Origin of the sequence: Aeromonas sp. Y318-3 (assembly GCF_027706185.1) — a bacterium.
GTDB classification, from domain to species: domain Bacteria; phylum Pseudomonadota; class Gammaproteobacteria; order Enterobacterales; family Aeromonadaceae; genus Aeromonas; species Aeromonas veronii.
In genome coordinates, this window is record NZ_JAPDCN010000007.1 from 83,399 (window position 1) to 97,721 (window position 14,323).

Annotated in this window: 9 protein-coding genes and 1 pseudogene; 5 read left to right on the forward strand and 5 right to left on the reverse strand. The window is 59.4% G+C overall.

The features are described from left to right. Window positions 1–74: 74 nt before the first annotated feature. The 3 genes from OKB77_RS11495 to OKB77_RS11505 all read right to left on the reverse strand — a co-directional run bounded on the left by OKB77_RS11495 (window position 75) and on the right by OKB77_RS11505 (window position 3,467). The gene (locus tag OKB77_RS11495; protein WP_270817676.1) at window positions 75–1,715 is read right to left on the reverse strand and encodes a methyl-accepting chemotaxis protein; all 1,641 of its coding nucleotides are present in this window, start codon (window positions 1,713–1,715) and stop codon (window positions 75–77) included. Between the two features lie 172 nt (window positions 1,716–1,887). Then, the gene (locus tag OKB77_RS11500; RefSeq protein ID WP_224969612.1) at window positions 1,888–2,532 is read right to left on the reverse strand and encodes a DsbA family protein; all 645 of its coding nucleotides are present in this window, start codon (window positions 2,530–2,532) and stop codon (window positions 1,888–1,890) included. A 74-nt stretch (window positions 2,533–2,606) separates the two neighbouring features. Further along, window positions 2,607–3,467 carry a Vmh family MBL fold metallo-hydrolase gene (locus OKB77_RS11505; RefSeq protein ID WP_270817716.1) on the reverse strand — a complete coding sequence of 287 codons (861 nt, stop codon included), beginning with the start codon at window positions 3,465–3,467 and terminating at the stop codon, window positions 2,607–2,609. Window positions 3,468–3,593: 126 nt separating this feature from the next. On the opposite strand from OKB77_RS11505, the gene OKB77_RS11510 reads away from it, so the two are divergent. Continuing rightward, window positions 3,594–4,493, forward strand: a complete 900-nt coding sequence (locus tag OKB77_RS11510) for a LysR family transcriptional regulator (protein ID WP_005362277.1) — start codon at window positions 3,594–3,596, stop codon at window positions 4,491–4,493. 66 nt (window positions 4,494–4,559) lie between these two features. On the opposite strand, the gene OKB77_RS11515 is transcribed toward OKB77_RS11510, so the two are convergent. Further along, a complete protein-coding gene (locus tag OKB77_RS11515; RefSeq protein ID WP_005362278.1) occupies window positions 4,560–5,339 on the reverse strand; it encodes a BPSS1780 family membrane protein in 780 nt (259 codons plus the stop codon). Window positions 5,340–5,641: 302 nt separating this feature from the next. Here OKB77_RS11515 and OKB77_RS11520 point away from each other — a divergent pair. Further along, window positions 5,642–6,463 (forward strand): annotated as a pseudogene (locus tag OKB77_RS11520) (peptidoglycan DD-metalloendopeptidase family protein). Window positions 6,464–6,551: 88 nt separating this feature from the next. Here OKB77_RS11520 and OKB77_RS11525 read toward each other — a convergent pair. Next, a complete protein-coding gene (locus OKB77_RS11525; protein ID WP_106842912.1) occupies window positions 6,552–7,889 on the reverse strand; it encodes an MATE family efflux transporter in 1,338 nt (445 codons plus the stop codon). Between the two features lie 155 nt (window positions 7,890–8,044). Here OKB77_RS11525 and mscM point away from each other — a divergent pair, with 155 nt between their 5' ends. The 3 genes from mscM (at window position 8,045) to OKB77_RS11540 (ending at window position 14,067) form a co-directional block, all read left to right on the forward strand. Next, complete coding sequence (mscM, locus tag OKB77_RS11530; protein WP_270817680.1) at window positions 8,045–11,326, forward strand: miniconductance mechanosensitive channel MscM; 3,282 nt, start codon at window positions 8,045–8,047, stop codon at window positions 11,324–11,326. 24 nt (window positions 11,327–11,350) lie between these two features. Then, entirely contained in the window at window positions 11,351–12,034 is a 684-nt protein-coding gene (locus OKB77_RS11535; protein ID WP_270817681.1) for a glycerophosphodiester phosphodiesterase, read from the forward strand. A 155-nt stretch (window positions 12,035–12,189) separates the two neighbouring features. Beyond that, window positions 12,190–14,067, forward strand: coding sequence for a methyl-accepting chemotaxis protein (locus tag OKB77_RS11540; RefSeq protein WP_021229777.1), 1,878 nt, complete (start codon window positions 12,190–12,192; stop codon window positions 14,065–14,067). Window positions 14,068–14,323: the final 256 nt, after the last annotated feature.

Genomic DNA, 14,323 nt, shown 5'->3' on the forward strand with positions numbered 1-14,323 from the left:
CTCTCCGGCTGCCCCTCCAAAACAGAAAAGCCCGATCACCTTGCGGTAATCGGGCTGTTTGACTCGTTGATGGATTACACCCTGAAACGGCGCACCATATCCTGCAGCTGGGTAGCCAGATGGTTCAGCTCGTTGCACGCCTGAGCCATCTGGGTGGCACCAGAAGCGACCTCTTCGGAAGCATGGCTGATATTGACCACGTTACGGTTGAGCTCCTCGCTCACCGCCCCCTGCTCTTCGGTGGCGGTCGCAATCTGAATGTTCATGTGGGAGATGCTGCTGACCGAGCCACTGATCTGGGAGATAGACTCGCCCGCTTCCCGCGCGGTAGCAACTGTGGTGTTCATCAGCTCCTGACTCTGTTGCATGGTCGTGCCCGCCTGCTCGGCACGCTGCTGCAACTCGGCAATGATGGTGTTGATCTGGGAAGTGGAGTCCTGGGTGCGCTTGGCCAGAGTGCGCACCTCATCGGCCACCACCGCAAACCCCCGCCCCTGCTCACCGGCACGGGCCGCTTCAATCGCCGCGTTCAATGCCAGCAGGTTGGTCTGTTCGGCAATGCCGCGGATCACCTCCAGCACCATGCCGATATTGCGGCTGTCATCGCCCAGTTGGCGGATCACCTCGGCGGTGCTCTCGATAGCACCGGCAACCCGCTCGATACGCTGGATGGAATCGTTTACTGTCTTGGCCCCAATTTCTGCCGTTTCACTGGCCGAGGTAGCGGCACTGGCCGCATCGCTGGTATTGCGCGAGACCTCCTGCACCGTAGCCTGCATCTCGTTCATCGCCGTTGCCAGCTGGTTCAGCTCATGTTGCTGCGCATTCATATTGTTGGCTGACTGGCGAGCCACCGAGCTTATCTCCTCTGCGGCGGAACTCAGTTGCACCACAGAGCCCGAGACTTCACTCACCAGAGTGCGCAGATTGGTCTGCATTTCACCAAACCCTTTGGCAAGAGTCCCCAGTTCATCATTGTTGAACTGCTGCATATCGATACGGGAGGTGAGATCACCAGAGGAGACCCGACGGGTCTGTTCCAGCAACGCCATCACCGGATTGCGGATCTGACCGGTCAGCAGCCAGGCAATGGCCACAACAAAACCCAGCGTCACCAGACTGACGATGATGCTCATGGTTCTGGCGTTGTTATAAAGAGCCTCGACATCCTTGGTCATCTGGGCCGCAACCTCGTTATTGATTTCCCGCAAGCGGTAGGATTTTGCTCCCACCTCCTCCAGTGCAGCCCTAGTTTCGTTTTTGCGCAGACTTTTGACACGTTCCAGATCGCCAGCAGCCAAGGCGCTCAGCAGCTCTTCATGTACCGCAAAATACTTGGCCCCCGCCGCAACTACCTGCTCATAAACCTGCTTGTCCTCGGCAGTACTAAATTCCAATGCACCATATTTCTGTGCAGCTTGCTCGAATTCCTGCTTGGCCTTGTTAAAAGTCTGCGTACGCTCGCTTACTTCTTGGGCATCTTTGTTCAGGCCTCCGATCACCTGGGCCAACTCTGAGCGGCGCGCATCCAGAATGGCGACATGCATCTGGCTAGCATAGCGGGTTGACGGCAGCAGGTTGTCGGTAATGGTCTCTGAATCATGGAAAAGGCGTGCCAGCTGGCTACTTGAAAACCAGGCCAAGCCCAGCACCAGCAGCGCCAGGATGGCGAATCCGGCACTCAGTTTCTGGCCGATAGACATGTTTTTGAACATATGGGGGCTTCCTTTAAATGGGTCTGCACTCCCGCAACATCCGCCGGGAATGGTCACATAGAGCATAGTCTGCAAGCAGAAAGTCGAAGGCTTTCATATCGCTTCTGCATACAGGAATATCGGCCCGTTCACTCCACTTCTAAAGAGACCTTGTCCGTTCACATTCTAATAACTATTCCATCAACTCAAGAAGATGCTGACGCAACCCGGCAGGATCGCCCAAAAAGTCAGCCACTCGAACAGCACTCACCTTACCGTTGTGCATCAACCCAAGGGTGGGATAACCCTGACCGCCCAGCCGTTTCATCCAGCCCTGGCTATCTGCCAGATGTTGCAGCAAGGGCGCCTGCAGATAAGCTTGCTGGAACGCCTCGGCTGCAATCCCCTGCTCTGCCGCCAGCGTGGCAAGAAACGCTGGCTCACCAATCCAGATACCGTCCCGATAGTGGGATTGCTGGATCCGGTGCAACATGACCAGCCCATCGCCCCCCAACGCCGTGACGGCCAAAACCGCACGGATCGGCGGCTCGGAGTCCAGCAGACACCCTTCGCGCAGCAGCAGTTCGTTAAAGTAGCGTTCGCCAAAATGCTGGCCGGTCAGCGCTTCGATCCGCTGATCATGGGGGCGCACATAATCACGCAATGCCTCGCCCATAGGCTGACGGCGACTACCCATCCAGAGACCGCCCGCATGCAGCTCGATCTTGAGTCCGGCAATGGTGGCTGCCGCCTGCAACAGGGGGGCGGCACCGTAGCACCAGCCACAGAGCGGGTCATAGACATAATGGAGGGTGGTTTGTTGTTCGCTCATCTTCATTCTCACTTCAATCTCGGATAAAAAACCGGGCCCTTAGGCCCGGTAAAAAACACAGGGAAAGCAGGCTCAGTGGCTTACCACTTCATCTCGCCGGTATTGACCTTGGCACCGATGGACAGACCATCGTCAACCGGCAGTGCCGGATAGGCCTTCTTCAGAGCCTCAATCAGCTCACCGGAGTTTTTCGCCTTGGCCAGCTCCTGTTCGAAACGCTCTACATAGTCACGGGTAAAGCTCACAGCAGCAGTGCCTTTGGGAGCCGTGCCCAAGAAGTGGCCCGGTACCACACGCTCGGGTTTCAGGGCCAGCAGATTATCCAGCGCCTTGACCCAGTTGCTGCGAGCCGCCTTGGTCTGGCTGTCGGCCATCCAGACATGCACCCCGTGGTAAACCGGCACACCGCCAAAAGCAGTCTTGATGGAAGGGGCCCAGAGGTAGGCATTCGGGGTGTTCATCTCTTTGATTTCAATCTTCTCACCATCCAGCGTCAGGTGACTGGCGGTCATCACTTGCGGCACGGTCAGGCTCTTCGGTGCGCCCTTGCCGAGGATCGGGCTCCAGTAGCTCAGCTTGGCATCCTTGGTCTGGTTGATATGGTCAACCACATGCTGATCGGCCAGCACTTTGACATCCGGGAACGCCGCCATGACTGGCTCCAGACCGAAGTAGAAGTCGGGGTCACCGGCACTGATATAGACAGTGGTCAGCTTCTTGCCGCTCTTCTTGATCATGTCGACCAGCGCCTGACCATTTTGCACATCGAATTGGGCATCGATCAGGATGGCCTCTTTGTCACCGGTCACCAGTGAGGAGGAGACCGGGAAGATCGCCTTCTCGCCAGGGTTGTAGACGGTCACACTCAGGGGGGCGGCCAGTACGGCGCCACTCAACAGGGTGGTAGCCAGAGTCAGGTTGCGGATCAGGGTGTTGTTCATCATCTATTCCTCATTAAGTATTCGGGGGTTCATTTGATGGACACAGTGTATTGGATCACTTAAGGTGCAAATACAGCATAAAAAGCGCATCACTGTTGCACATATCGAACATATAGAGAGCCATACATGGATCGACTGACCGCCTTGCGGGTCTTTGTCAGCGTAGTCGAACAAGGGAGCCTGAGCGGCGCCGGAGAGAAACTGGATATGTCGCGCGCCATGGTGTCGCGCTATCTGGCCGAGCTGGAGAGCTGGATGGGCGCCCGCCTGCTGCACCGCACCACCCGTCGTCTGAGTCTGACCGGACCGGGAGAGGAGGCGCTGAACCGGGCCCGCGCCATGCTGGCGCTCGGCGAAGAGATGGAGCAGATCGCCGTGAAGGGGGATGACGCCCCCAAGGGACAACTGCGGATCACCAGCAGCTACTCCCTGTCGGAAGCCTTGCTGGTCGGGGCTGCTAACGACTATCTGGCGCAATACCCGGGGACGGCCATCGACATTCTGCTGCTCGACAGAACCGTCAATCTGGTGGAGGAGCGGATCGATCTGGCGGTGCGCATCACCAACGACCTCGACCCCAATCTGGTGGCGCGTCGTCTCGGCACCTGCCACTCGGTAGTCTGTGCCAGCCCGGCCTATCTGGCCCGTCATCCAATGCCACACAAGGTGCAGGATTTGGCGCTGCACAACTGCCTCACCTACACCTACTTTGGCAAGAGCCTGTGGGAGTTCAATGGACCGGACGGTCCCGAGTCAGTGCCGGTCAGCGGTAACCTGAGCGCCAATATCTCCAACCTGCTGCTGGAAGCAACGCTTGAAGGTGCCGGGATCAGCCTGCAACCCCGCTACTCGGCACAACCCTATCTGGAGCGCGGGGAACTGGTGCCCCTGCTGACCGACTGGCAGCCCAAGCGCCTCGGCGTCTACGGGGTGTATGCCACCCGCAAGCAGATGTCGCCACTGCTGCGCAGCTTCCTCGATTTTCTGCTGGCCCGCATGGCGGCGGATCCCATCTGGCAGGAGTAAGCACTCCGCACACCCAAACATAACGAAGGGGCCGCTGTGGGCCCCTTCTTCATCTTCATCAGTTGATCAGGCTTCAAATCCGAATGGTTCTGAGTGCGGCGCTTCCGGCTGCGCACTCTCGTCCAGGAAAATATCCCGATAAGCCACATAGATGGAGTAGTTGAGCGCCGGGATCACCACCAGCAGACCTACCAGTAACAGCACAGCGCCAAACAGCAACAACATGGCTGAGAGCAGTCCCCACCAGAAGAAGGGCCACATATTGCGCCAGCAGCCGAAGAAGCTCAGCCGTACCGCCTGGATGATGCCGATATCGTGGTGGTAGATCAGCGCCGGAGCAAAGGTGACCCCCATCAGCACGGGAATGATGAGCAGCATCCCCACCAGCAATACCAGCAGCAGTTGTTGCAACTGGCTGGCTGAGACCACCATGCTCTCGGGATCCTGCGTCAGCAGCGGGAGCAGCCCCCACATGGAGAGCAGACCGAGACAGACGAGGCCCACCAGGCTGAACAGCAGCAACACCAGCAGACCGCCTAGCATCAGCGGGGTCAGCTTGTGGCGAAAACCGGCGAAGAGATCGGCAAACTGCAGCGGCTCCCCCCGATAACCCCGAGCGGCGACCGCCACCCAACCCGCGCCCCACACCATGTAGAGCAGCTGGGAGATAAGGCCACCCGCCGGCAGTTGCTCCAGCAGCATACCCACCATAAACCAGACCAGCACCATGGCCACGCTGATCCCCATCCCCTTGTTGAAGATATCGAACCCGCTGCGAACCCAGAGCCAGCCACGACCTGTCGTGTACCGGGCCGGAGTGGTGCGCAAAGGGGGTAATCCGTTCATATCGTCTCCTCGGAGTGTCGGTGGCATCAGTGCCGGAAGCCGATTCTAGAGCCAGGGCGGGGGCGACTCAATGGCGAAGCGGCCCGACCACGACATAAAACCTGACGCAGCTATGCACAAAATGGGCGTCAGCCACGCCCCGCCTCTGGCTGCCTCGACCATAACGAGGCACAATCTGCTCCCTCCCCCAGCCGCACCTGTCGTGGCCAGCGTGCCGTGGTCACCCTTTAGTGATCGACGAATGCCGGACAGGAGGTTGTCATCCCGCCATCCCGGGCGCTTTAACATCGAGTGGTATCGTCATGAGAGTTGTTTGTTGTCTGTTGTTGTTACTGGCCAGCCAGTCAGCCCTGGCCGAGGGTTTTATCAGTCGCCTGCTCAACCATCCGGTGCCGGGTGGCGTTGCGGTGATCCCTCTTGGCGCGTCACCCACTGCCCCCACGGCACGCTATCATGACAAACCCGTGCTGGTAGTGCGCGAAGACAACCAGTGGATCGCCATCGTCGGCATCTCTCTGAAAAGCACGCCCGGCGCCCAGCAACTGAGCACAGGTGATGGCCGTACTCTCGGCTTCACCGTGACCCCCAAGCACTACCGCGAGCAGCACATCAAGCTTAAGAACAGCCGTCAGGTCAATCCGCTCGCCGAGGATATGACCCGCATCAACCGCGAGCTGGCGGAGCAGACCCGGGCTTAGCAGACCTTCAGCCCCAACCAGCCGAGCAACCTGATGTTCGACAAGCCGGTCAACGGCCCCCTCTCCAGCCCGTTTGGCCTGCGTCGTTTCTTCAATGGCGAGGAGCGCAATCCCCACTCCGGCCTCGACTTCGCCGTCGGCGCCGGCACCCCGATCAAGTCCCCCGCCGCCGGCAAGGTGATCCTGATCGGCAACTACTTCTTCAATGGCAATACCGTCTTTGTCGACCACGGTCAGGGGCTCATCAGCATGTTCTGCCATATGTCGAAGATCGATGTGAAGCTCGGTCAGAGCCTGCCGCGTGGCGGCATCGTCGGGCGAGTCGGTTCGACCGGCCGCGCTACCGGCCCCCATATGCACTGGAACGTCAGCCTCAACGACACCCGGGTCGATCCCGCCATCTTTATCGGCGCCTTCAAGCCCTGAATCGGCAGAGCCCGTTAACAAAACATCCTCTAACAAGACAGGCAGCCCATGGCTGCCTGTCTGCTATCTGCACGTCGAACCTGATTACCTATCCGGCCAGCGCGTGGGCGCCAGACTCCCGACGCATCGCCCGCCACATCACCAACACCAGCAATGAGCTGCACGTTGGCAATGCCAGCCAGACGCCGGGCACGCCCCACAGGGTCGAGAATCCCCACAAGAAACCGCCGATCAGCACCAGCTTGCCGCCGGTGAGCAGGGAGGCGATGCGAGCCCGATTGATGGCCTGGAAGTAGGTGGCCCCCACCAGCAGCAAGCCCTCCATCGGCAGCCCCCAGAAGTAGAGCCAGATCCCGAGACTCGCCACCGGCAGCAAGGTGGCGTTGTCGCCGGCAAACAGATAGACCGCCGCCTCCGGCCACAGATAGAGCGGGAACATGGCGCACAGGGCGATCCCCAGCGTCACTCCGAGTGCCAGATTGCGGATCCGCAGCACCCTCCGCCAGTGACCGGCACCCGCATTAAAGCTGGCGATGGGCTGGATACCCATGGCGATCCCCTCAAACACCAGATAGAAGAAGGCCTCGGTGTAACTGATCACCCCGTAGGCCGCCACATGCAGCGAAGTGCCGACCGCCAGCAACGCCTTGTTGTGCAGCGCCAGCACTACCGAGAGATAGAGGTACATCAGAAAACTGGAGACCCCGAGGCGCACCGTTTCGCCCATCAGCCGCAGATCGGGGCGCAAGGTGTCCCAGCTTATCCGCAGCTGGCTGCGCGGCGTGAAGAAGTGCCACAGGCAGGCAAGGCCCGTCACTGCCTGGGAGAGCATGGTGGCCGTCGCCACCCCGGCCAGTCCGAACGGAAACACCACCATCAGCAGATAGTCGAGCAGCACGTTGAGCAGCCCCCCGACTACCATGATGAGGGTGACAAAGCCAGGGCGGCCATCGTTGCGCAGCAGCGAGCTGAACGCCATCGACAGCACCGCAAAGACGCCGAGCCAGGCGTAGGCCTGCAGGTAGGAGAGCCCGGCGGTGAAGATCTCCCCCTCCGCCCCCATCCAGGCCAGCATGGGCTCGCCATAACGGATCCCGATAAAACTGAGCAGTGCCGAGGCTAACAACACCATCACCAGGGCATTGCCGACGATATGGCGGGCTTTGGCCGGGTTGCCCTGCCCCAGATAGAAGGAGACCAGCGATGAGGCCCCCATGCCGATCAGCGCCCCCACCGCATAGAGCACGGCGCAGATGGGATAAGCCAGCATCAAACCGGCCATGCCATCCTGACCCAGCACATGGCCAACGAAGATGCCATCGATGGTGACATAGATGCCAGTGATCAGCATGGCCGCCACGGTCGGGGTTACGTAACGCCAGAAAAGGCGAGATAGCGGGGCTGTGCCCAGATCAACAGCTGACATATTCGACTCGGTGGAGAGAAAGCGGCCGGGATCATAGCGAAACGGCAGCACGACTTCCTGTTATTTGTGTTATGAATCATTAATATAGACTGCTTTACCCGCCTCCCTGCCCTGTTTTAGGCTAGGGCCACCTCTTCTGAACGGAAACGAGCCTCATGTTGCAACGCCTGCTCACCCTCTTGCTGCTCTCCCTTATCTTGTTGCCGCCAGCCGTGCGCGCCGACGATGCCATTGCCCAGGCCGAATCCCTGTTGCAGAGCGTGCCCAAGAGCGATACCCCGGAAAACCAGAAGCTGCGGGAGAGCTACCAGCAGGCGCTGCAATTTGCCAGAGAGGCCGAGCGCTACCGGGAGCAGAGCAAAGCCTATCAGCAGATCCTCATCGATTACCCCAAGGAGTCGGCGCGCCTCAAGGAGAGTCTGCACAACTATCAGCCCGCTGCTCGCCCGCCGCTGGCGAGCCTCAAGGAGGAGGCGCTGCGCCAGGCCATTGGCCTTAGCAGCAACCGCCAGCTCAACCTGCGCAAGGAGCGGCAGGGGGTGATGGACAGCCTCAACCAGCTGGAGAGCACCGGTCAGGAGTATCACCTGCGGGTGGACGAGCTGCGCAAACAGCTGCAACTGACCCGCAGCCAGCTGGAGCGACTGAGCTTCAGCAGCGAATCGGATCGCCAGCAGGAGGCACAACTGCTGCTGACCAGAATGAAGGAGCAGAGCCTCTCCGACCGGATCCAGATGCTGGAGCTGGAGCAACTCTCGGCCCAGCAGCGCAACGATCTCGGCAAGCTGAAGCTGCAGGAGCTCAATCTGGCCATCGCCGACGAGGATGAGTGGCAAGCCAGCCTGCTGACCCAGCAGAACCAGCTGCGTAGGGAGAAGACCGAGCAGGCGCTGGAGGAGAGCGAACGGCTGCGCAAACAACTCACCACCGACATGCCGCTGCTGCTGGAGCAGCAACAGCAGAATCAGGCGCTCTCCATCCAGCTCGGCACACTGGAAGATCAGATTGAGCGGGTGCAGGATGAGCAGCGCACTGTCGACAAGAATCTGTTTGAACTGAATGAGCTGGTCAACTCGGTACGCGAACAGCTGGAGTGGTTGCAGATCAGTAATGCCTACGGCGAGAACCTGCGCAGCAAACTCTCCGATCTGCCTCCCCAGTTCCCCCTCGACAAGCTGGAATCCGCCATCGTCAGCGCCCGCATGGCCAAGTACCAGTACGAGAGCGAGCAGGATGGGCTCAAGGATACCCGCCAGCTGCGCGACAAGCTGATGGCCGAAGAGGAGGTGACGCTGGATCGGCCGCAGCAAGCGGTGCTCGACAACCTGCTCAAGGCCCGGCGCCAACTGCTGACCCGGCTCAACGACGCCTCAGACACCCTCATTCAGGAGCAGACCCGCCTCAAACTGCTCTACAGCCGCCAGAACAGCAAGATCGACGAGATCCGCGAAATAAGCGCCAGCCACCTATTCTGGATGCCCGATGTGCGCCCCTTTACCCCACAGGTGATGCTCGGCATTCCCGCCGCGCTAACCCTGGCCTTCAACCCGGATAACTGGCTGCAACTGCCCTACGCCATCGCCGAAAATAGCCCGCTGAGCCTCACGCTGGCCGGTATTGGGCTGCTGGTGCTGGCCTGGAGCTGGTTCAAGCTGGCCCGTCACCTGAGCCTCTATTGCGACCGTATTGCGCCGCGGATCGGCAAGGTAACTCAGGACAAATTCAGCCTCACCAGCCGCTTGCTGCTGCGCTCCCTGCTTGCCGCCCTCCCCTTGCCCGCCATGGTGCTGATGGTGCGCGGCCTGCTCGAAGGGGCCTGGCAATACCCGTTTGCGGTGGCGGTGGCGCGCGGTCTTGGCGAGATCTGGTTCCTGCTGCTGGCGCTGGTGATGGCCCGCCATCTGACACTGGAGCGGGGGATTTTGATCCACCACTTCCGCTGGCCCCGGGAACAGGTGCAAAAGGTGTGGGGGCAGTTTCGCACCCTGCTGCTGGTGCTGATCCCGAGTTTCTTTGTGCAGGGGATGGCCAACAGCTATCAGGAGCACGCCTTCTACGACTCCCTCGGCCGGATGGCCTTCATGATCGGTGCACTCTGGCTGCTGCTATTCTTTGCCCGCCTCAACCGGGAGCGGCTGCCACTCACCTGGGGCCAGACCGACATGACCAAGCCCCATCTGCTGCACCACTTCATCTGGAACAGCCTGATGCTGGCGCCGCTGCTGGCGGTGATTGGCGCCCTGTTTGGCTACTTCTATACCTCGCGCACCCTGCTGCGCCAGCTGGAGCTTAGCCTGCTGATGGGGCTGGGTTGCCTGCTGGTCTACTATCTGGCCAGACGCTGGATGCTGATCCAGCGCCGCCGCCTCGCCTTCGAGCGTGCCAAGAGCAAGCGGGCCGAGATCCTGGCCCAGCGCGGCCGGGAAGAGGGGCATGACGAGCTCAGCTCCGAGACCCCGGACGTGGTGGAAGAGACTGAGCTGGATCTCGATACCATCAGCGCCCAGTCGCTGGGACTGGTGCGCACCCTGCTGATGCTGGGCTTTACCATGCTGGTGGTGGTGCAATGGTCGGATCTCAACTCCGCCTTCAGCTTCCTCAGCAATATCGAGGTGTGGCAGGTGAGCAGCAAGATTGGCGGCATCGAGCAGCTCTCGGCCATCACCTTGCAGGATCTGATGCTGACCGCCTTCGTCTTCATTCTGACCGTGGTGACAGCACGCAACCTGCCGGGGCTGATGGAGCTGACCCTTCTGCAACACCTCAGCCTCTCCCCGGGTACCGGCTTTGCCCTCACGACCACCAGCAAGTATCTGGTGATCCTGATCGGCGCCCTCACCGGCTTCTCCATGCTCGGCATCGACTGGTCGAAGACCCAGTGGCTGGTCGCCGCCCTCTCGGTGGGGTTGGGTTTCGGTCTGCAGGAGATCTTCGCCAACTTTGTCTCCGGCCTCATCATCCTGTTTGAGAAGCCGATCCGGCTCGGTGACACCGTCACCATCCGCGATCTCACCGGCACCGTCACCAAGATCAAGACCCGGGCCACCACCATAGTGGATTGGGATCGCAAGGAGATCATCGTGCCCAACAAGGCCTTCATCACCGAGCAGTTCATCAACTGGTCGCTCTCCGATGCCATCACCCGGGTCAAACTGCGGATCCGGATCGGCCTGACCCGGGATCCGAAACTGGTGCAGCGCATTCTGGAGGAGTCCATCCAGGCATCGACCCTGGTATTGGAGACGCCGACGCCCGAGGTCTTCCTGATCGAATTCACCGACTCGGCACTGATCTACGAGATCCGCCTCTACGTCAACAACATGGATCACCGGATGCCCATCACCCACGAGGTTCACTCGCTGGTGCTGGAGAAGATGCAGCAGCAGGGACTTACCCTGCCCCATCAACAGATCGACATTCACCTGAGCCGCGGCTGATCCGCGAGGTAAAAGGAGCAGAACATGCAAATTATTGCCCACCGTGGCGCCAGCGGCCTGGCCCCCGAAAACACTCTCAAGGCGATGGCCAAAGCGCTGGAGCTGGGGGCATCAGCCATCGAGATCGACGTGCAGGCGGCCGATGGCGAGTTGTGGGTCTTCCACGACCGGCGGCTGGAGCGCTGCACCAATGGCAAGGGGGTGCTGACCGAGCAATCCCGCTCCTATCTGGAGCAGCTCGATGCCGGTGAGGGAGAGGTGCTCCCGACCCTGTGGCAGGTGATGGAGATCATCGCCGGACGCTGCGAGCTGCACATCGAGCTCAAAGGCACCCATACCGCCGATGCGGTGGCAGCCCTGACCCGACGGGCAGAGGCCGAGCTGGGCTTTACTCCCGGCCAGTGGGTGGTTTCTTCCTTCCATCACCCGGAGCTGGCCCGATTTGCCGCCTCGCGGCCCGATATCCGGCTCGGAGCCCTGATCGCCAACCTGCCGCTCAACCTGGCGCAGTTTGCCGACGAGCTGGGGGCCTGGTCCATCAATTGCGATGTTGATTTCATCGACGCCGCGCTGGTCGATGATGCACATCGCAGGGGGCTCAAAGTTCTGGTTTATACCGTTGATTATCCAGAAGATTATCAAACGCTTTCTAGCATGGGGGTCGATGGAATCTTCACCAATCGACCAGATCGTTTTCTGACGCAGTAAGGGGGGGATACGCGCATGGATAACCACTGATTTAGGCACTAACTTTAAATAGCTGACCGGGATACAAAGAGTTCAACTTCAGCCGATAAACAGAGGCTCATAACAATAACTAGATTCCACACACACTTCAGACTGACGCTCACAAGGATGTAACTATGAACTTATCCATTAAAAACAAGCTTGTCCTGGCTATCGGGGTCATCATCCTGGTGATCACCTGCCTGCAGGTCTGGTACAACACCTCGCAACTGCGCAGCGAGACCCAGCGACTGGTCTGGAACATCATCGACGAAAGCTCCATGGCCAACGTCAAGGGGATCTCCCGCTGGGTCGACTCCCGGATCAGCATGGTTAGCACCACCAAGGAAGCATTCGCCAAAGAAGATGAGCCCATCAGTCATCTGGCCCAGTCCATGAATGCCGGTGGCTTCGACCTGGTCTATGCCGGTACCGCAGACGGCAAGATGATCCAGAGCAAACCAACCGATTTGCCCGCCGGTTATGACCCACGTCAACGCCCCTGGTACAAGGACGCGGCCGCCGCAGGCAAGCTGGTCATTACAGCCCCCTATGCCGACATCTCCACCGGCCAGCTGATTGTCACCATTGCCGAGCCGTTCCAGCGCGGCAATACCCAGGGGGTCATCGCCGGTGACGTCTCCATCAGCTCACTGATTTCGGATATTCTGGCGGTCACCACCGAGGGCACCTACGCCATGCTGGTGGACAGCAATGGCACCATCATCGCGCACCCCGATGCCTCCCTGAGCCTGAAATCCGCTACCGCTCTGGCACCGGAACTGACTGCCGCCTACATCAATCAGGTCGCCCATGACGGCATGATCAACGAGCTGGTGATCAGCGGCAAGAAAGAGGTCTACGACTTTAATGCCATTCCCAATACCAACTGGTATTACGGCATGATGGTGGATGAAGAGATCGCCTACCAGTCGGTACGCCGCATGGTTACCTCCTCCCTCATTCAGGGGCTTATCACCATACTGATCGTGGCAGGCTTCTCCTATGTCGCCATCAACGGCTCGCTGGCCCCTCTGAAAACCCTGGGCGAAGCGATTGCCGATCTCTCCCGTGGCAACGGCGATCTGACTCGCCGCATCAAGATTGAACGTGAGGATGAAGTAGGCGCGGTTGCCAAACACGTCAACACCTTTATCGAGCGGATACATGTGATGGTGCAGGATATCTCCAACTCCTCCGGCCAACTCAATCAGCAGGCCAAGTCCTCCCACAGCATGGCGGAGAAGGCCAATCAGGGGCTGGCACGCCAGCAAAACGAGATCTCCCAGATCGCCACTGCGGTACACGAGATGTCGGCCACCGCAGTCGAGGTCGCCAGCAACGCCGAGCAGACCGCCGAGGCGGCCCGCAGCTCCTCCAGCAGCTGCGAGCATGGCAAGCAGGTGATCGCCCGCAACCAGCGCTCCATCACCGATCTGGCCACCCAGGTGGAACAGGCCTCCAACATCATTCAGGAACTGGAGAAAAACGCTCAGGAGATCAACACCATCCTCTCCACCATTCAGGGCATCGCCGAGCAGACCAACCTGCTGGCACTCAACGCCGCCATCGAAGCGGCACGTGCCGGTGAACAGGGCCGCGGCTTTGCAGTGGTAGCCGACGAGGTGCGCGTCCTGTCACAGCGTACCCACAGCTCCACCGTCGAGATCCGCAATATGATCGAAACCCTGCAACGCAATACCCAGGGGGCAGTAAGCACCATGCACGAAGGCCAGCTGCTGGCCCAGAACAGCGTGGATGACGCCAACAACGCCACCCATGCGCTGGAGCAGATCACCACCTCGATCAACCAGATCTCCGACATGGCGACCCAGATCTCCAGCGCGGCTGAAGAGCAGCGGGCCGTCACCGACGAAGTAAGTCGCAACATTCAGGCAGTGAAAGATGTCTCGGACGAACTGGCAGTGGATGCAGACAGCTCACGCCATCTCTCTGAACAACTTAAAAATATTTCGGGTGAACTGAGCAATCAGGTCGGCATGTTCCGCATTTGAGCATGAGCAAAAGGGGCCGTACAGGCCCCTTTTATTTTTCTAAATAGCGCTTAATTTTCAGTGAGTAATCTCACATTACCCGCCAAATACCCCGCCTTGAAATCCTTGTAATTCGTCTGGAATCATCAGATCACCGCCGTGGTCACCTCCGCACTTCGGATTACTTATTTCTATCCGAATGAATGAATGCCAATAATTCTCATTAAAAAATTACAATAAAAAACTTAAAATTTTTTTCGCGAGTACCTAAAAAGAG

What these genes read in the sequence shown, in the direction of transcription:
- OKB77_RS11495 (WP_270817676.1), bottom strand. Translation starts at nt 1,715, where the DNA reads ATGTTCAAAAACATGTCTATCGGCCAGAAACTGAGTGCCGGATTCGCC.
- OKB77_RS11500 (WP_224969612.1), bottom strand. Translation starts at nt 2,532, where the DNA reads ATGAAGATGAGCGAACAACAAACCACCCTCCATTATGTCTATGACCCG.
- OKB77_RS11505 (WP_270817716.1), bottom strand. Translation starts at nt 3,467, where the DNA reads ATGAACAACACCCTGATCCGCAACCTGACTCTGGCTACCACCCTGTTG.
- OKB77_RS11510 (WP_005362277.1), top strand. Translation starts at nt 3,594, where the DNA reads ATGGATCGACTGACCGCCTTGCGGGTCTTTGTCAGCGTAGTCGAACAA.
- OKB77_RS11515 (WP_005362278.1), bottom strand. Translation starts at nt 5,339, where the DNA reads ATGAACGGATTACCCCCTTTGCGCACCACTCCGGCCCGGTACACGACA.
- OKB77_RS11525 (WP_106842912.1), bottom strand. Translation starts at nt 7,889, where the DNA reads ATGTCAGCTGTTGATCTGGGCACAGCCCCGCTATCTCGCCTTTTCTGG.
- mscM (WP_270817680.1), top strand. Translation starts at nt 8,045, where the DNA reads ATGTTGCAACGCCTGCTCACCCTCTTGCTGCTCTCCCTTATCTTGTTG.
- OKB77_RS11535 (WP_270817681.1), top strand. Translation starts at nt 11,351, where the DNA reads ATGCAAATTATTGCCCACCGTGGCGCCAGCGGCCTGGCCCCCGAAAAC.
- OKB77_RS11540 (WP_021229777.1), top strand. Translation starts at nt 12,190, where the DNA reads ATGAACTTATCCATTAAAAACAAGCTTGTCCTGGCTATCGGGGTCATC.